Here is a 16,392-nt window from a genome sequence, read left to right as displayed (position 1 = left end):
GGCTTGCTCGCGAAAGCGATTTCATCTTCAACGCGGCGTCTTCTGACAGAACGCTTTCGCGAGCAAGCCCGCTCCCACAGGGCCTCGGTTCTTCCCCTTTTTCAGGAATTCGCAGCTGTGCCGCGTCGCATCAACAGAGCGCTTTTGCCGCTCAGTGTTCTGGCTTTTACCCTGGGTCTCAGCGGCTGCATCTCAACGCAAGGAATTGCCCCGCATAGCACGGCATTGGAAGCCGACGCACTGGCCACTGACGACGCCATCGCCCACGCCGCCCGTGACGCACACTGGCCCACCGCACAATGGTGGCAAGCCTACGGCGACCCGCAACTCAATCACTGGATCGACCTCGCCGTGCAGGGCAGTCCGAGCATGGCCATGGCCGCTGCACGAGTGCGTCAGGCCAAGGCGCTGGCCGGTGTCGCTGAGGCCGCCGAGTCGTTGCAGATCAATGGCGAGTCAACGCTCAAGCGCCACAACTGGCCGACCGACCAGTTCTACGGCCCGGGCGAGCTGGCCAACACCACCACCTGGGACAACAACGCCGCGCTGGGTTTCAGTTACGCCCTCGACCTCTGGGGCCGGGAAAGCAATGCCAGCGAGCGCGCGGTGGATCTGGCGCACATGAGCGCCGCCGAAGCGCGGCTGGCGCAGCTGGAGTTGCAGAACAACATCGTGCGCGCCTACATCAAGCTGTCGCTGCATTACGCCCAGCGCGACATCGTCGCCGCGACGCTCAAGCAGCAACAGCAAATTCTCGACCTGGCGCAGAAGCGTCTGGACGGCGGCATCGGCACGCACTTTGAAGTCAGCCAGGCCGAAACGCCGTTGCCGGAGACCCATCGGCAACTGGATGCGCTCGACGAAGAAATTGCCCTCAGCCGTAACCAGATCGCCGCGCTGGCGGGCAAAGGCCCGGGCGCAGGTACACAGTTGAAGCGACCGACATTGGCGCTGGGCGCTGCGTTGAAACTGCCGTCGGCATTGCCCGCCGAGTTGCTCGGTCAGCGCCCGGACGTGGTCGCCAGTCGCTGGCAAGTGGCGGCGCAGGCACGCGGCATCGATGTCGCGCATGCCGGGTTTTATCCCAACGTCGATCTGGTCGGCAGCCTCGGCTACATGGCCACCGGCGGCGGGGCGCTGGAGTTTTTGACTGGCAAGAAGCTCAACTACAACGTCGGCCCGGCGATCTCGCTGCCGATCTTCGACGGTGGGCGTTTGCGCAGTGAACTGGGTGAAGCCTCCGCCGGGTATGACATCGCCGTGGCGCATTACAACCAGACGCTGGTCAATGCACTGAAGAACATTTCCGACCAGTTGATCCGCCGCGAGTCGATGGACAAACAGCAAGCCTTCGCCGCCGAGTCGGTGGCTACTGCGCAGAAGACCTACGACATCGCGATGATCGCTTATCAGCGTGGCCTCACCGATTACCTCAACGTGCTGAATGCGCAGACCTTGCTGTTCAAGCAGCAGCAAGTGCAGCAGCAGGTGCAGGCGGCGCGCTTGAGTGCGCATGCCGAGCTGGTGACGGCGCTGGGTGGCGGCCTCGGGGCTGGCAATGATGTGCCCACAGCCGAGCAAACGGCAGCCCCGAAAACCCCGGCCCTCCTGCGGTGAACACACAACCCTTGTGGGAGCGGGCTTGCTCGCGAATGCGGTGTGTCAGCCCGCGCATCAGGTGTCTGACACACCGCATTCGCGAGCAAGCCCGCTCCCACAGGTTCTCCGGTTCGACTGAATTCTTGAGCAAAATTTAATGACTCCCTTGCCCGCACCTCTACGCTGGCTCTACTCCCTGGAATGGCGTCGGGGTTTGTTTGACTGGGCGCGCAGCGATGGCGTGACCTGGGTGTATATCTTCAAGGTATTGCTCGCCGCGTTCCTCACGCTGTGGCTGGCGATGCGCCTGGAACTGCCGCAGCCGCGCACGGCGATGATCACCGTGTTCATCGTCATGCAGCCGCAGAGCGGGCAGGTGTTCGCCAAGAGTTTCTATCGCTTCCTTGGCACCCTGGCCGGGTCGGCGATGATGGTCACGCTGATCGCGCTGTTCGCGCAGAACACCGAGTTGTTCCTCGGTTCGCTGGCGATCTGGGTCGGCATCTGCTCGGCTGGAGCGGCGCGTTGCCGTAACTTTCGCGCCTACGGTTTTGTCCTCGCCGGCTACACCGCCGCGATGGTCGGCCTGCCGGCGCTGGCGCATCCGGACGGTGCGTTCATGGCCGCCGTCTGGCGGGTGCTGGAGATCTCGCTGGGGATTCTCTGCTCGACAGTAGTCAGCGCCGCGATCCTGCCGCAAACCGCCAGTGCGGCGATGCGCAACGCGCTGTATCAGCGCTTCGGCGTGTTCGCGTTGTTCGTCACCGATGGCTTGCGCGGGCGTAGCAAAGCCGAATCGTTCGAAGCGAGCAACGTGCGTTTTATCGCCGAAGCCGTGGGCCTGGAAGGGCTGCGCAGCGTCACCGTTTTCGAAGACCCGCACATGCGCCGACGCAACGGTCGCCTCAGCCGTTTGAACAGCGAGTTCATGGGCATCACCACGCGCTTCAACGCCTTGCATCAGTTGCTGGAACGCTTGCGCGAGAATGACGAAGAACACGTGGTGGCCGCGATCAGGCCGGGCCTGCAGGATCTGGCGGAAGTACTCGACGGCTTCAGTGGCCGCGCCTTGACCAGCCCGGACGCGGCACGTTTGGCGACGGCATTGGCCACGTACAAGGAAGGCCTGCCGACGCGCGTGCGAACCTTGCGCGGGATTTTCCAGGAAACCGGTCCGAGTGAAGCCGAACAACTGGATTTCCACACTGCATACGAACTGCTCTATCGCTTCGTCGACGACCTGCACAGTTATGCACAGACCCACGCATCGCTGGCCGATCACCGCCACGAACGTGAGCGCTGGGACGAGCCGTTCACCCCGCAAACCAACTGGTGGGCCGCTGCGGCTTCGGGGATTCGCGCCTCGTTCATCCTGATTGTGCTCGGTAGTTACTGGGTCGCCACCGCGTGGCCGAGCGGCGCGACCATGACCCTGATTGCTGCCGCGACCGTGGGCCTGTCTGCCGCCACGCCCAACCCCAAACGCATGGCTTTTCAAATGGCCTGCGGTACGTTCCTCGGGGCGCTGATCGGCTTCGTCGAGATGTTTTTCATCTTCCCGTGGATCGACGGTTTTCCACTGTTGTGCGTGATGCTCGCGCCAGTGATCGTGCTCGGCTCGTTCCTCGCTTCGCGACCGCAATACGCCGGGGTCGGTCTCGGTTTGTTGATCTTCTTCAGCACCGGTTCGGTGCCGGACAACCTGACCATTTACAACCCCTACAGCTTCATCAACGACTACATCGCGATGGTCATGGGCATGCTGGTGTGTGCCGCTGCCGGCGCGATCATTCTGCCGCCGAACAGCCGCTGGTTGTGGAAGCGCCTGGAGCAGGATCTGCGCGAGCAAGTGGTCTATGCGATCAGCGGCAAACTCAAGGGCCTGGCGTCGAGTTTCGAGAGTCGTACTCGTGACTTGCTGCATCAGGCTTATGGTCTCGCCGCCGGGCAGCCGACCGTGCAGAAGAACCTGCTGCGCTGGATGTTCGTGGTGCTCGAAGTCGGCCACGCGATCATCGAATTGCGCAAGGAACAGGCGATCCTCCCGGTGCATCCGGCCTATGCCGAATCGCAGCCGTGGCGTCAGGCGATCCGCGTCATGGGCCGGGCGCTGGTGCGACTGTTTCTGCAACCGAACCCGAGCAATCTGGAGCGCGCACTGGTGGCGGTCGATCACGCGATCAGTCGGGTCGCCGCGACCGACGAGCCGTTTGCGCCGCACTTCGACACGTCCGCGTTACGCCGGGTGAAGAGCTATCTGCACTTCATCCGCACCTCGTTGCTCGACCCGCAATCACCACTCGCTGCCTACGCCGTCGCCAAGCCCGAAGGACTTGCCCATGCCTCGTGAAATCGCCTTCCACGGCGTGTACATGCCGACCATGACCCTGATGTTTTTTGTCGCTGCGGCGCTGGCCTGGGCCTTGGACCGGTTCCTCTCGGGGTTCGACCTGTACCGCTTTTTCTGGCACCCGGCGCTTTTGCGTCTGAGTCTGTTTACCTGTCTGTTCGGCGCCATGGCGCTGACTGTCTACCGTTGAGAACGTTCTGATGAAAAAGTTTTTCAGCCTGCTTGCGACCCTGCTGGTGCTGGCCCTGGCACTGTGGATCGGCCGGACCCTGTGGGAGCACTACATGAACACCCCGTGGACCCGCGACGGCCGGGTGCGGGCGGACATCATCAACGTCGCGGCCGACGTCACCGGGGAAGTAGTCGACGTACCGGTGCGCGACAACCAGTTGGTGAAGAAGGGCGACCTGCTGATGCAGATCGACCCGGAGCACTACCGCATCGCGGTCAAGCAGGCGCAGTCGCTGGTCGCTTCGCGCAAGTCGACCTGGGAGATGCGCAAGGTCAACGCGCATCGTCGCGCCGACCTCGACAACCTGGTGATCTCCAAGGAAAACCGCGACGACGCCAGCAACATCGCCGACGCCGCGCTCGCCGACTATCAACACGCGCAAGCACAACTGGAAGCCGCTGAACTCAACCTCAAACGCACTGAAGTGCGCGCGGCGGTGGACGGCTACGTGACCAACCTCAACGTGCATCGCGGTGACTACGCGCGCATCGGCGAAGCGAAAATGGCCGTGGTCGACATGAACTCGTTCTGGGTCTACGGCTTCTTTGAAGAGACCAAACTGCCGCACGTGCGCGTAGGCGACAAGGCTGACATGCAACTGATGAGCGGCGAAGTGTTGAAGGGCCACGTGGAGAGCATTTCCCGCGGCATCTACGACCGCGACAACCCGGAAAGCCGCGAGCTGATCGCCGATGTGAACCCGACGTTCAACTGGGTGCGTCTGGCGCAGCGGGTGCCGGTGCGCATTCACATCGACGAAGTGCCGGAGGGGGTGTTGTTGGCGGCGGGGATTACTTGCACGGTGGTGGTGAAGCAAGAGCCTGTGGATAACTGACAGGCCGCGCCGACTGAATCGCGAGCAGGCTCACTCCTACACTGGATCTCTGCCACACCGAAGATCCCTTGTAGGAGTGAGCCTGCTCGCGATAAGGACAACCCGGTCTTTCAGACCAAAACCGAGTAATCATTCAGCGCAAAACGTCTCCTGCAAATACCGCCACAGCACCCGCCCGTCTTCGCTCTTTTCAAACACCACCGTAGACCGGCGATCAGTGTGCAACCCGCTCGCATCGCTCTGCTGCTCGCGATAACTCAACGTCGCGCCATGCGCATACAGGGCAATCCCGCGCAGCTCACTGAGCTCGATCCGGAACCCGGGCTTTTTCCCGCCTGCTGACTGAAACAGCCCGCGCAAGGCTTCGATATCCAGCACCCGGCCCAGCGGTGTGACCATGGAAAAATCCGCCGAGAATCGGCTCAGCAAGCGCTCCATTTCGGCTGAATCCTGGTCCACGGCAAACCAGCGTTCGATCACCAGGTGGGCCTGGAACACTTCATCAAAATATTCGTTGTAGTCAGTCATGTGGATTTTTCCTGAAGGGGAGGTGGGCTCAGCAGGGCGAGCACTGTGGAGGCGTCGAAACGCAGCACGGCGATCATGGGCAACAAGGTGAGCAAGGCCGCCGTGACAAAGCAGTATTTGAATCCGTTGCCGCCCAGTGCGCCCAACAGCGAACTGAGCAGCGCGGCGCCAAGACAGAAACCGAGCTGGCGATTGATGTTCCACAGAGCGCTGGAGTGGCCCATTTTTTCCGGCGCGATGCCGACAAATGCCAGGCTCTGCGCGGTGACGCTGCACAGGCTGCCGCCCAGTCCCATCAAGGCATAGGCAATGATCAGCGGCGTGGCGGCGGGTTGTTCGATGCGCATCAGCAGGACAATCCCCAGGCACTGCAAAAGCATCCCGGTGATCAGCAGCGGTTTGGGGCCAATGCGGTTGAAACTGCGTTTGCCGAGCATGATCGCCACCCCCGATGCGGCCGCCCAGGACAGCATCAGCGCACCGGTCTGCGCGGCGCCGAAGCCGAGGTCGTGCAGGTACAACACGGCAATCATGTTGGTGCCGGTAAACACCCCGGGCACGAACAGGTAGATCAGCATTGCCAAACGCAGTGACGGACTCTTGAGCAGTTGCAGGTCGAGCACCGCGTCGGGTTTGTGCCAGCCATCACGCAGGTACAGCCATAAGGTCAGGACGCCGAGCAGCAGAACTCCGCCGGCGAGGTGACGGGTAGTGGCGGCGCTCGCCAGGCTCACGGCAATCAACGACAGAGTCAGGGCTGCCACCGCCAGCAGCAGGCTGCGCAGATCCAGTGTCGGGCGTTCCGTGCCGGGTTGATCCGCTTGCAACCACAGCAGACCCAGGCCGAACGCGAGCAGCGCCAGCGGCATGTTCAGGTAGAAAATCCAGCGCCACGACAACGCCTCGACGATCAGGCCGCCTGCTGCTGGCGACAGGGCCGGCACCATCAGCGCGACCATCAGCACCACGCCGGTCAGGTGCGCGCGTTGTGTCGCGGGATACTGCCGATAAGCCAAGGCCTGACCGATCGGCAGCAACAACCCGCCACCGAGTCCTTGCAGCAGGCGCCAGCCGATCAGGCTTTCAATCGACCCGGCCTGGGCCACCAGACCGGAAGCGACACCGAACAGCAGCAACGAGCCCAGAATCAGCCGCCGTTCACCCAGCCGCGCCGCCAGCCACACGCTCAGCGGAATGATCAGTGTCAGCCCGAGCATGTAGGCGTTGGTGATCCACGCCAATTGCGTCACCGATGCCTGTAATTCCCGGGCGATGTCCGGGTAGGCGATGCTCGCGGCGAACATGTTCAGCAGGTCGAGGGCGAACCCGAACAGATACACCAGCGCGACTTTCGAGCGATAGGCCATGGCAGCTTCCCTGTAATGAGACGTGCAGGGTAGGGCGCTTCGGACGTTAGGAAAACGCTGGTTTGCCTGCTAGTTTGTCAAAATAATTTTGACAGGGAGCGCGCTGGATATGGTCAGCCTGGACCGTTTTGACACTTTCAAAGCCGTGGTCGAGGCCGGGTCGCTGACGGCGGCGGCTGAGACGCTGGGCCAAACTCGGGCGGTGGTGAGCTTCAATCTCAAGCGCCTGGAAGAAGAACTGGGCGTCACCTTGCTCACGCGTAACACCCGGCAACTGGCCCTGACCGATGCCGGCGAGCGCTTCTATCGGCGCTGCCTGCGCACCCTCGACGAAGCGCGACTGGCGATTGAGGAAGCGCGCTCCGAGCATTCGCAACTCAAGGGCACGTTGCGTATCACCACCACTGTGGAGTTTGCCTTGGCGCAGGTGGTGCCGGCGCTGGAGGTGTTTCGCCAGCAACAGCCGCAACTGAACATTCACTTGTCGACGTCCTCGACCCACGCCGATCTAATCTCCGAGCGCTTCGACATGGCGATCCGCCTCGGCCGCATGCACGACTCCAATCTGCGTGCGGTGCAGTTGTCGAGGTTCGAAGTATTTGCGGTGGCGGCGCCGCAACTGGTCGAGCGTTTCGCGCCGGTTGCCACGCTGGCAACGCTGGAGTCGATGCCGACGCTGGGCCATGGCCGAGTTCCGGAAATGACCGTGAACGACCCGACCGGCCGTGAGCATGTCTACCAGCCAAAACCGGGGACCACCGCCATCGTCGCCGACAACTCGGCGACGCTCAGGGCGTTTGCGCTGACCGGCCAAGGCGTGGCGATTTTGCCGCAGTGGCTGATTCAGGAGGATCTGCAGGCGGGGAGATTGGTGCGGTTGCTGGCCGATTACCGCTTTGCCCCGCAGGGTGTCTACGCGCTGTATCCGGATACCCGGCATCTGCCGCTGAAGGTACGGGCGTTTATTGATTTCATGAAGGGTTGGGGTTGAGTGTTGGCTGATCTGGCCCCTTCGCGAGCAAGCCCGCTCCCACATTTGGAATGCATTCTCCTGTGGGAGCGGGCTTGCTCGCGAAAGCGTCAACCCGGTCTCAGAGCTTCCCACGCAAGCCGAACCGCTTCATCAACGTCGACTCCAGCAATCCTTTGGGCAATAACGTCGCCAGCAACGGCAACGCGCGGCTGCCATTACCAATGCGGATCAATCTTGGCGGCGTGCCCTGCTGCACAGCCTTGAGCAACTCAGCCGCAAACTCACTGGCCGGGGTCGGCTTGTCCTCCCACATTTGGAATGCATTCTCCTGTGGGAGCGGGCTTGCTCGCGAAAGCGTCAACCCGGTCTCAGAGCTTCCCACGCAAGCCGAACCGCTTCATCAACGTCGACTCCAGCAATCCTTTGGGCAATAACGTCGCCAGCAACGGCAACGCGCGGCTGCCATTACCAATGCGGATCAATCTTGGCGGCGTGCCCTGCTGCACAGCCTTGAGCAACTCAGCCGCAAACTCACTGGCCGGGGTCGGCTTGTCCTCCCACATTTGGAATGCATTCTCCTGTGGGAGCGGGCTTGCTCGCGAAAGCGTCAACCCGGTCTCAGAGCTGGCCGCGCAACCCGAACCGCTTCATCAACGTCGACTCCAGCAATCCCTTGGGCAATAACGTCGCCAGCAATGGCAACGCGCGGCTGCCATTACCAATGCGGATCAATCTTGGCGGCGTGTTCTGCTGCACAGCCTTGAGCAACTCAGCCGCAAACTCACTGGCCGGGGTCGGCTTGTCCTGCGAGGCCTTGGCCCGCGCACGAATCCCCTCACGCAACGGAAACCACGGTGATTGCTCGTTGATCAGTTGCTCCGCTTCATGCCCGGCATTCTTGGCGAAGCTCGACTGAATCGCTCCCGGTTGCACTTCCATCACGCGGATGCCGAACGGCGCCAGCTCCATGCGCAACGCATCGCTCAAGGCATGCACCGCGGCTTTCGAGGCGCAGTAGGCGCCAGCGAACGGCGTGACCAGAACCCCTGAGACACTGCCGATATTCACCACCAGCCCCTTGGCCCGGCGCAGTACCGGAAACAGGGCGCGGGTAACGCCGACAATCGAGAACACATTGGTTTCGAACTGGCGCTGCATGGCCGGCACGCCGCCGTCGAGCAGCGGTCCCATGGCGCCATAACCGGCGTTGTTGATCAGCACGTCGAGGCCGCCGTGTTGCTGGTTGATGCGCTCAGCGAGTTGTTCCAGCGCCACGCCGTCATTGACGTCCAGCGCGATTGCGCTGAACCCCGCAGCGGCGAGGGCCGCGACGTCTTCAGCCTTGCGCGCACTGGCCCAGACCTCGTAACCGGCGGCTTTGAACGCATCGGCGAGGGCGCGGCCAATGCCGCTGGAGCAACCGGTAATCAACGCAACGGGCATGGCGCATTCCTTGTGCAAAAAATGGGAGGAGGGGGATCAGTCGGAGAAACTGCCCTGCAAGCGCTCGGCACGAAACTCCAGGGTTTGTGGGCGATAACCGGGGCGCAGTGGAGGCATCGGCAGGCAGTCTTCCCAGTCGCCACCGGCCTGCAGTTCGCCGGGGCCGCGATAGCGCGGGGCGGTGTATTGGTTGTCGGCCAGATTGACCGTGTCGCCCGGCGCGTAAGCTGCGATACGCCAGCGCAGTTCAGTCAGCGGCACGTCGTTGCCGTTTTTCATTTTCAATTGCAGCGGCCGATCTGCCGGGCATTGCTCCGGTGCATAGCTGATGCGCATTTCAAGGCGCGCCAGTTGCTTGATCTCGCGGTTGTCCAGCCACACCACCCACATGGCCACCAGGCCCAGACCGATAGCCGCGGCCACGGAGACCGGCACAGCCTTGGCGGGATAGCGCAGCAGCAGAATCAACCAGGTGATGATCAGCAGGATGCCGATGAACATGAGGGAAGGCTCCTTGGTTCGTGAGTACCATCCTACCGGAGGGCCGGCGCAATGGACATTCGCGCGTATTCCGAATGTACCGTCAGTCGGTACTGTAATTTCTGACAGTTGAAAATCGCAAAGCGCGGATGCTGTGATGCCCTGAAGCATGGATAACGCTAGTGCCGGGAGCAAGCTGATGAACAAGCATGGCAAAACACCGACGCTTTCAGTAAGCGACCCGCGCGGACTGCAGGTTCGGACGGTTGGTTATTGGCGTGCCGACGACCATTGCCCAGCTCAAACCCGCGTCAATCGCACGGTGCGCGACGCTGCCGGAAGGGTTGTGGAACAGTGGGATCCACGCCTGTGGGCACTGCAAACCACCGAGCCGCTGACGCCAGCGAATCTGCGCACCCTTTATTCGTTGATCGGGCAAACGCTGCGCTCCGACAGCGTCGATGCCGGTACGCAGCTGGCGTTGTACGGGCTGGGTGCCGAGACGCTGTACGACTGGGACAGTCGAGAAATCTGGCGCGAGGTGCAACACGATCCGTTGCTGCGTCCGATTGCCGTGTTCGAAGAAGGCGCATCCGAGCCTAGGCGGTGCGTCGAACGTCTCACTTACGGTCAGCCCGGCGCGGGTGATCCCTCCCGGAATCAGCTGGGCCAGTTGATTCGGCACGATGATCCGGCGGGTAGTGTGTGCTCGCAAAGCTTTGCAATCAGTGGGCAATCCATTGAAAGCACGCGGCACTTCACCCTCGACCCCAGCGTCCCCGATTGGCCGCAAAACGTTGATGACCGCCAGCGCTTGCTGGAGCACGGTGACGGTGCTACGACCCGCTGGCGCTTCGGGCCGCTGGGGCAGGTACTCGAACAAGTCGATGCACGTGATAATCGACAGGACCGCGAGTTGACGCTGGACGGTCAGTTGCGCGCCTGCCATCTGCAATTGCGGCACCAGACCAAAGCGCAAACGCTGGTGAGCGACATTCGTTACAACGCTGATGGGCAAGTCACTCAGGAACTGGCGGGCAATGGTGTGCTGACGACGCTGACCTATCAGCCCGAGGATGGTCTTCTGCGAGCCCGCCATGCGAGGAAAGTCGGGGGCGAGGTATTGCAACATCTGATCTACGACTATGACCCGATGGGCAACTTGCTGAGCATCGAGGACAAGGCTCTGCCGATCCGGTATTTCGCCAACCAGCGTATCGATCCTGTCAGGCTTTTCGACTACGACAGCTCCTACCAGTTGCATGTGACCACCGGCTGGGAAACAGGTGCTGCTACTCAGGGGCCGGCGTCCATCGGCCGGGATGATCCGGCAGCAGTGAACAATTATCGACAGACCTTCGACTACGATGAATCCGGCAATCTGCTGCTGCTGACGCATGTTGGCGCGCGCAATGGCCGCGAGCTCAAAGCTGCGCGATCAAGTAATCGCTGTTTGCCTTACCGTAATGGCGTGCCACCGACGGAAGAGGAGATTGCCGCGGCGTTCGATCCCCGTGGCAATTTGCGAGCGCTGTACGCGGGGAGTTCATTGACGTGGAATCTGCGTAATCAGTTGCAATCGGTCACGTCGGTCGAACGTGCCAGCGGCCCCAATGACCGTGAACACTATTGCTACGACGGTGCCGGCCAACGTGTGCGCAAGATTCGCTCGTCACAGACGAATGCCCGCGGCGTCACGGCCCAGGTACGCTATTTGCCTGGGCTGGAGCTACGCACCGACACGGCCACCGGTGAACAACTGCAAGTGATTTTCGTCGAGGGCCACATCAGCCGTGTACACGTGCTGCACTGGGAAAGTGCTCCGCCCACCGGTTCCAATGACCATTATCGGTACACGCTGACGGATCATCTCGGATCGACCTGCCTGGAACTGGGCGAGGATGCCCGGCTCATCAGTCAAGAAACTTTCTTCCCGTTCGGTGAAACGGCGTGGAGCAAGGACACCGAGGCCAGTTACAAAACCCTGCGTTATTCGGGCAAGGAGCGCGATGCCACAGGTCTCTATTATTATGGCTATCGCTATTACATGCCGTGGTTGCAGCGCTGGTTGAATCCTGACCCGAAAGGCTTTATCGACGGACCGAACCTGTACCAGATGGTTGGTAACTCGCCCATGAACCATGTCGACACCGATGGGGGCGGGAAGACCGCCACATCAGAGTTGGCTGACAGTGTGCAAAAGCAGCAGGCATTAATGAGCACGATGACCTCGGCGGCAGCGGACGTCAGAAACTCATTGCTCAACCACACTCAGGCGCGACACCGGTTTCAGGCTCTGGTCAGGCGCGTCGGGACGCAACTGGCCAGCAGCATGTTCAGCGCAGGCGCTCAAGCCGCAGGGGGCACGATTGGCACTGCAATGGGCACCGTGTTCGGACCGGTAGCCGGTTCGCTTGGGGGCAAGATTGGCACGAAGGTCGCCGATAAGTTGGCGGGTGCAGCCATCGACAAGGTGGTGGACACCTATCAGTTGAACCGACCTATCCATTTCAAGGGCAGTGAATTGAATCCCAAGGCTCTGGTTGAAAGCGTCGAGCCGAAAAAGAAGCTGAGTCTTGCCACAGTGAAACTGCAATTGGCAGCGCATGATCCGCGCACAGCCGACGGTCGATCACGATTGACCCAAATGGCGCGCGCCAAGGTCGAGGGCAAAGTGATCGAGGCAGTCTCTGAAAAACTGGGAGCGGAAACTCGGGGTCTGTTCCAGACGGGGCGGGAATTCATCCATGCAGCGCAGGGACTGAATGCTGAGGCGTTGAGCAACACTTACGAACATCTTTCGGCAGGCATCGACATGGTCGAGTTCAGGACGCAAGCCATCCTCACCGAGCTGGCAACCACCGGCAGCGCGGCCCCGGGGCTTTTCGAAGCGGTATCCGACTTGTCGATGCAAACGTCCAGTACGCTGCAGAGCCTGCAGCGGAGCCAGGACTTTATCGGACTGCTCGCACCGGCTCCCTACGCGGGAAGGCAGCAATCGCTGGGGGGACATTCCCGGCCAAGGCTGACTCGACAACATTCGTTGAGTTGAAAAAAGCCCCCGCCCAACCCACTGCGGATAGGGGACGCAGCGGGCTGGACGGGGGCTTCTCATTGCCGGGTGATCACTGCGCGATGGTTTTCACCGACACGCCGCGTTCAACCGGGGTGGAGCGGCCGTAGATATCTTCGAAGCGTTCGATATCGTCTTCACCCAGGTACGAACCCGATTGCACTTCGATGATTTCCAGCGGGATCTTGCCCGGGTTGCGCAGGCGGTGCACCGAGGCGATCGGGATGTAGGTCGACTGGTTTTCAGTGAGCAGAAAGACGTTCTCGTCGCAGGTCACTTCAGCAGTGCCGCTGACCACGATCCAGTGCTCGGCGCGGTGGTGGTGCATCTGCAGCGACAGGCACGCGCCCGGTTTGACCGAGATGTGCTTGACCTGAAAACGCCCGCCCATGTCCACCGAGTCATACGAGCCCCACGGACGGTAAACCTCGCAGTGGTTCTGGGTTTCGCTGCGGCCCTGCTCGTTGAGGGTGTTGACCATCTGCTTGACGCCCTGAACCTTGTCCTTGTGGGCGATCATCATCGCGTCCTTGGTTTCGACCACGACGATGTTTTCCAGGCCGATCACCGACACCAGTTTGCCGTTGCCGTGGATCATGCAGTTCTTGCTGTCCTGGATCACTACGTCGCCCTTGCTGACGTTGCCGTTGGCGTCCTTCTCGTTGACTTCCCACAGCGACGACCAGCAACCGACATCGCTCCAGCCAGCGGACAGCGGCACCACGCAGGCGCGTTGGGTTTTTTCCATCACCGAGTAGTCGATGGAGTTGTCCGGGCAGCAGGCGAAGGTGGCTTCATCCAACGTGACGCTGTCGGCGTCCTGCTGGCTGCGTTCGAGGGTCAGCAGGCAGGTGTCGTAGATGTCCGGATCGTGCTTTTTCAGCTCTTCGAGGAAGCGGCTGGCGCGGAACAGGAACATGCCGCTGTTCCAGTAGTAGCCGCCGGATTCAACGTACTCGGTGGCGCGTTTGACGTCGGGTTTTTCGACGAAGTGCGAAACGCGGCTGACGCCTTCGGGCAGCAGCGAATCACCAGTTGACTTGATGTAGCCGTAGCCGGTTTCCGGCTTGGTCGCCGGCACGCCGAACAGCACCATCTCGCCGTTTTCGGCGGCGACGGTGGCCAGGGCAAGGGCGCGTTGCAGGGCTTTCTGGTCTTCCAGTACGTGGTCGGCCGGCAGCACCAGCATCAGTTCGTCACGCCCTTCGTTGACCAGCATCATCGCAGTCAGCGCTACCGCTGGTGCGGTGTTGCGGCCGAACGGTTCCATCAGGATGCGCTGGCATTCGAGGTTACGGTTGGCCAACTGTTCGTTGACAATGAAGCGGTGATCCTTGTTGCAGACCACGATCGGCGTGTCCATACCTTCGAACACCAGGCGCTCCAGAGTTTGCTGGAACAGCGTGTGTTCACCGGTCAGGGCGAGGAATTGCTTAGGAAACTGCTTGCGCGAAAGCGGCCAAAGACGTGAACCGCTACCACCTGACAAGATCACCGGAATCATATTGTTTACTCCATAAAAATCGATTGGTTAGAGGCCCTGTGGGAGCGAGCCTGCTCGCGAAAGCGGTACATCAGTCGACATTGATGTTGGATGTCGGACCGTATTCGCGAGCAGGCTCGCTCCCACAGGGTTACTGCGTCAGTTCATGAAATTGATTAGCGAGTCGACACCGGGCGTTTCACCCAGACTGGCGACAGGCTGCTGCCGGAACCGGTGACGTACAGCACCGCTGCCTCACCACGCTCTAGGGCGACCGGTTTCACGTCGCCGACTTTCTTGTCGCCTTCGTACAGCGCCAGGCTGACCTTCACCGGGTTGATTTCACGTTCGCCACGGCCCTTGGCGGCCACGTTCGGTACCACGTCGGTCTTGCCGTCGGCGGTCTTCAGGGTCAGCGGCTTGTCGCTGAGGTTCTGCACGCGCACCAGGGATTTCTGCTTGTTCTTGAACGGTGGTTCTTCGATCAGTTGCGGCGCGCCGGACGCGTTGTTGACCAGGGTGTAGTAGTGGTCACCGGCGAGTTTGACCGGCAGGGTCTGGCTGCCGACCTTGGCGCTGTAGTCGCCGCCCGGCATGAAGCTGAAGTCGCTGCTGGCCAGTGGCGCAACGTCGCTCAGGTTGGTGCTGCCAACGGTGGCGCTGACTTCGGCGTTGCTGGCGTTGTAGACCCGCACGAAGGTCGAGCCTTTCGGCGCGGTCGGGCCGTACAGCGCGGCGTCACCACCGGCAAAGGCCTGGACCGACAGCACGCTCAGGCCCGCAACCAGTGCGAAGCGTTTGGCGAGACGACGAGGAGTAGTAGTGAAAGTCATGGTGTTACCTCTCTTTCAGTTTTGCGCCCGATCGGGCGTCTCGGATTTAGTGTTGATGGCTACGTTTTGTTGGCGAGCACCGGCTTGTTTGAGCTCTGCGACCCACTGTGGGTCGGCGTCGCCGATTTCGTTGTTCACAGGCAGATATCGTTCAGGAAACTCCCAGATCAGCACCTGTGGCGGGCTGTTCTTGAAGTCATCGCTTTTCAGGTAGCTGAGCATCGGCAGGATCGGGCCGTGGCCGTCCTCGGCGTAATTGACCACGTCGCTGTGCAGCGCTTGTTTCAGCGCACCGACGAAGTTCCAGTTAGGGTTGGCGCTGTAGCTGGTGCCGATCAGTGCGACCGGTACTTCGCTGCTGGCGAACAGCGCGTCGTCACCGGCAGGCTGCTCGGCGGCCACGGTGTTGCGCTTCTGCAGCGGCTCTTGTGCCGGCATCAGGTTTTCGAACAGCGGATCCAGCGGCAGGAACAGACGCAGGTCGCCCTTGTGCGTGACCTTCTCCGCTGGCGTGGTGACAAAGCGCTGCGGCTCGCCACTGAGCGGGAACTTGTCGGCGATAGTCTTGGCCAGGGTGTTGGCGGCGATTTCAGCGCCTTCCGGGGTCCAGTGGGTGTCGGTGCGCAAGAACACTTGCTGACCGTTCTGCTTGGCCTGTTGCAGCGGGCCGAGCAGGTCCGGGGCGAGGATCTTGTCTGCCGCGACACGGGCGTGGAAGTCCTGATAGAGGTTGGCGTGGATGCTCGCCGGCTTCACTTCACCCAGGTGTTCCGGGTACAGGCGCACCTTGGCCGGCACGATCGCCATCACCAGTTTCACGCCTTTGGCTTTGAGGGTCTGGCGCACGCCTTCGACCAGCGCGTAGTTGCCTTGCAGGTTCAGTTCTTCGTTGACGATCGGGTTGAATTCCTCGTCGCTGTATAGCCACTGATCGCGACCGAGCACTACGCCTGGACGACCTTCGTTGAACAGTTTGAAATCCAGCGCCGCCCAGAGGTTGGTGCCCAGACGCTTGATCGGAAACTGATCGTCGTAGTGGGTTTCCACGGCTTTGGTCCAGCGACCGTTAAGCACGGTCGCATCGGCGTTGGTGCTGAAGCCGAAGAAGCTGCGCACCGACCACAGACCGAGCACCAGCAGGGTCACCAGAAACAGCGCGATGTAGAAGATGCGTAATGAGCGGGTCATGTCAGATC

The 16,392-nt window shown here is 61.4% G+C and carries 13 protein-coding genes and 2 pseudogenes; 6 read left to right on the top strand and 9 right to left on the bottom strand.

Annotation, left to right across the window (positions count from 1 at the left end; genetic code table 11):
• Positions 1 to 117 precede the first annotated feature (117 nt).
• The 4 genes from LVD08_RS08035 (at position 118) to LVD08_RS08020 (ending at position 5,016) form a co-directional block, all read left to right on the top strand.
• Complete coding sequence (locus LVD08_RS08035; protein WP_247267872.1) at positions 118 to 1,617, top strand: efflux transporter outer membrane subunit; 1,500 nt, start codon at positions 118 to 120, stop codon at positions 1,615 to 1,617.
• 139 nt (positions 1,618 to 1,756) lie between these two features.
• Positions 1,757 to 3,949 (top strand): FUSC family protein, encoded by a 2,193-nt coding sequence (locus LVD08_RS08030; RefSeq protein WP_247267871.1) that lies wholly within the window; start codon positions 1,757 to 1,759, stop codon positions 3,947 to 3,949.
• Positions 3,939 to 4,139, top strand: a complete 201-nt coding sequence (locus LVD08_RS08025) for a DUF1656 domain-containing protein (protein WP_003221811.1) — start codon at positions 3,939 to 3,941, stop codon at positions 4,137 to 4,139. Before LVD08_RS08030 ends, LVD08_RS08025 begins: the two co-directional genes overlap by 11 nt.
• A 10-nt stretch (positions 4,140 to 4,149) precedes the next feature.
• The gene (locus LVD08_RS08020) at positions 4,150 to 5,016 is read left to right on the top strand and encodes an efflux RND transporter periplasmic adaptor subunit (RefSeq protein ID WP_096795164.1); all 867 of its coding nucleotides are present in this window, start codon (positions 4,150 to 4,152) and stop codon (positions 5,014 to 5,016) included.
• A gap of 129 nt (positions 5,017 to 5,145) precedes the next feature.
• On the opposite strand, the gene LVD08_RS08015 is transcribed toward LVD08_RS08020, so the two are convergent.
• A complete protein-coding gene (locus LVD08_RS08015) occupies positions 5,146 to 5,544 on the bottom strand; it encodes a DUF4440 domain-containing protein (RefSeq protein WP_247267870.1) in 399 nt (132 codons plus the stop codon).
• Entirely contained in the window at positions 5,541 to 6,911 is a 1,371-nt protein-coding gene (locus LVD08_RS08010) for an MFS transporter (RefSeq protein ID WP_247267869.1), read from the bottom strand. Before LVD08_RS08010 ends, LVD08_RS08015 begins: the two co-directional genes overlap by 4 nt.
• 109 nt (positions 6,912 to 7,020) lie before the next feature.
• On the opposite strand from LVD08_RS08010, the gene LVD08_RS08005 reads away from it, so the two are divergent.
• Positions 7,021 to 7,902 (top strand): LysR family transcriptional regulator, encoded by an 882-nt coding sequence (locus LVD08_RS08005; protein ID WP_247267868.1) that lies wholly within the window; start codon positions 7,021 to 7,023, stop codon positions 7,900 to 7,902.
• 100 nt (positions 7,903 to 8,002) lie between these two features.
• Here LVD08_RS08005 and LVD08_RS08000 read toward each other — a convergent pair.
• From LVD08_RS08000 to LVD08_RS07985, 4 genes and pseudogenes are all read right to left on the bottom strand, one after another.
• A pseudogene (locus LVD08_RS08000) lies at positions 8,003 to 8,191 on the bottom strand (SDR family oxidoreductase); the annotation flags it as partial.
• Between the two features lie 61 nt (positions 8,192 to 8,252).
• Positions 8,253 to 8,441 (bottom strand): annotated as a pseudogene (locus LVD08_RS07995) (SDR family oxidoreductase); the annotation flags it as partial.
• Between the two features lie 61 nt (positions 8,442 to 8,502).
• Complete coding sequence (locus LVD08_RS07990; protein ID WP_247267867.1) at positions 8,503 to 9,327, bottom strand: SDR family oxidoreductase; 825 nt, start codon at positions 9,325 to 9,327, stop codon at positions 8,503 to 8,505.
• Positions 9,328 to 9,363: 36 nt separating this feature from the next.
• Positions 9,364 to 9,828, bottom strand: coding sequence for a multidrug transporter (locus tag LVD08_RS07985; RefSeq protein ID WP_247267866.1), 465 nt, complete (start codon positions 9,826 to 9,828; stop codon positions 9,364 to 9,366).
• A 178-nt stretch (positions 9,829 to 10,006) separates the two neighbouring features.
• Here LVD08_RS07985 and LVD08_RS07980 point away from each other — a divergent pair, with 178 nt between their 5' ends.
• Positions 10,007 to 12,859 (top strand): RHS repeat domain-containing protein, encoded by a 2,853-nt coding sequence (locus LVD08_RS07980; RefSeq protein WP_247267865.1) that lies wholly within the window; start codon positions 10,007 to 10,009, stop codon positions 12,857 to 12,859.
• A gap of 73 nt (positions 12,860 to 12,932) precedes the next feature.
• Here the strand turns inward: LVD08_RS07980 and LVD08_RS07975 are convergent, their stop codons facing one another.
• From LVD08_RS07975 to LVD08_RS07965, 3 genes are all read right to left on the bottom strand, one after another.
• The gene (locus tag LVD08_RS07975; RefSeq protein WP_247267864.1) at positions 12,933 to 14,384 is read right to left on the bottom strand and encodes a mannose-1-phosphate guanylyltransferase/mannose-6-phosphate isomerase; all 1,452 of its coding nucleotides are present in this window, start codon (positions 14,382 to 14,384) and stop codon (positions 12,933 to 12,935) included.
• Between the two features lie 155 nt (positions 14,385 to 14,539).
• Complete coding sequence (locus LVD08_RS07970; RefSeq protein ID WP_007969549.1) at positions 14,540 to 15,196, bottom strand: alginate O-acetyltransferase AlgF; 657 nt, start codon at positions 15,194 to 15,196, stop codon at positions 14,540 to 14,542.
• 15 nt (positions 15,197 to 15,211) lie between these two features.
• Positions 15,212 to 16,384: an alginate O-acetyltransferase gene (locus tag LVD08_RS07965; RefSeq protein WP_247267863.1), complete on the bottom strand. Its 1,173-nt coding sequence runs from the start codon at positions 16,382 to 16,384 to the stop codon at positions 15,212 to 15,214.
• Positions 16,385 to 16,392: the final 8 nt, after the last annotated feature.

Origin of the sequence: Pseudomonas sp. YL2 (assembly GCF_023063025.1) — a bacterium.
In the GTDB taxonomy this organism is placed as follows: domain Bacteria; phylum Pseudomonadota; class Gammaproteobacteria; order Pseudomonadales; family Pseudomonadaceae; genus Aquipseudomonas; species Aquipseudomonas putida_A.
The sequence above is the reverse complement of the archived record's forward strand: the minus strand, read 5'-3'. Positions and strand labels throughout refer to the sequence as shown.

Excerpts from the sequence above, each read along its gene's own strand:
- LVD08_RS08005 (WP_247267868.1), top strand. The coding sequence starts at position 7,021 with ATGGTCAGCCTGGACCGTTTTGACACTTTCAAAGCCGTGGTCGAGGCC.
- LVD08_RS08025 (WP_003221811.1), top strand. The coding sequence starts at position 3,939 with ATGCCTCGTGAAATCGCCTTCCACGGCGTGTACATGCCGACCATGACC.
- LVD08_RS08020 (WP_096795164.1), top strand. The coding sequence starts at position 4,150 with ATGAAAAAGTTTTTCAGCCTGCTTGCGACCCTGCTGGTGCTGGCCCTG.
- LVD08_RS08030 (WP_247267871.1), top strand. The coding sequence starts at position 1,757 with ATGACTCCCTTGCCCGCACCTCTACGCTGGCTCTACTCCCTGGAATGG.
- LVD08_RS07990 (WP_247267867.1), bottom strand. The coding sequence starts at position 9,327 with ATGCCCGTTGCGTTGATTACCGGTTGCTCCAGCGGCATTGGCCGCGCC.
- LVD08_RS07980 (WP_247267865.1), top strand. The coding sequence starts at position 10,007 with ATGAACAAGCATGGCAAAACACCGACGCTTTCAGTAAGCGACCCGCGC.
- LVD08_RS07970 (WP_007969549.1), bottom strand. The coding sequence starts at position 15,196 with ATGACTTTCACTACTACTCCTCGTCGTCTCGCCAAACGCTTCGCACTG.
- LVD08_RS07975 (WP_247267864.1), bottom strand. The coding sequence starts at position 14,384 with ATGATTCCGGTGATCTTGTCAGGTGGTAGCGGTTCACGTCTTTGGCCG.
- LVD08_RS07965 (WP_247267863.1), bottom strand. The coding sequence starts at position 16,384 with ATGACCCGCTCATTACGCATCTTCTACATCGCGCTGTTTCTGGTGACC.
- LVD08_RS07985 (WP_247267866.1), bottom strand. The coding sequence starts at position 9,828 with ATGTTCATCGGCATCCTGCTGATCATCACCTGGTTGATTCTGCTGCTG.
- LVD08_RS08015 (WP_247267870.1), bottom strand. The coding sequence starts at position 5,544 with ATGACTGACTACAACGAATATTTTGATGAAGTGTTCCAGGCCCACCTG.
- LVD08_RS08010 (WP_247267869.1), bottom strand. The coding sequence starts at position 6,911 with ATGGCCTATCGCTCGAAAGTCGCGCTGGTGTATCTGTTCGGGTTCGCC.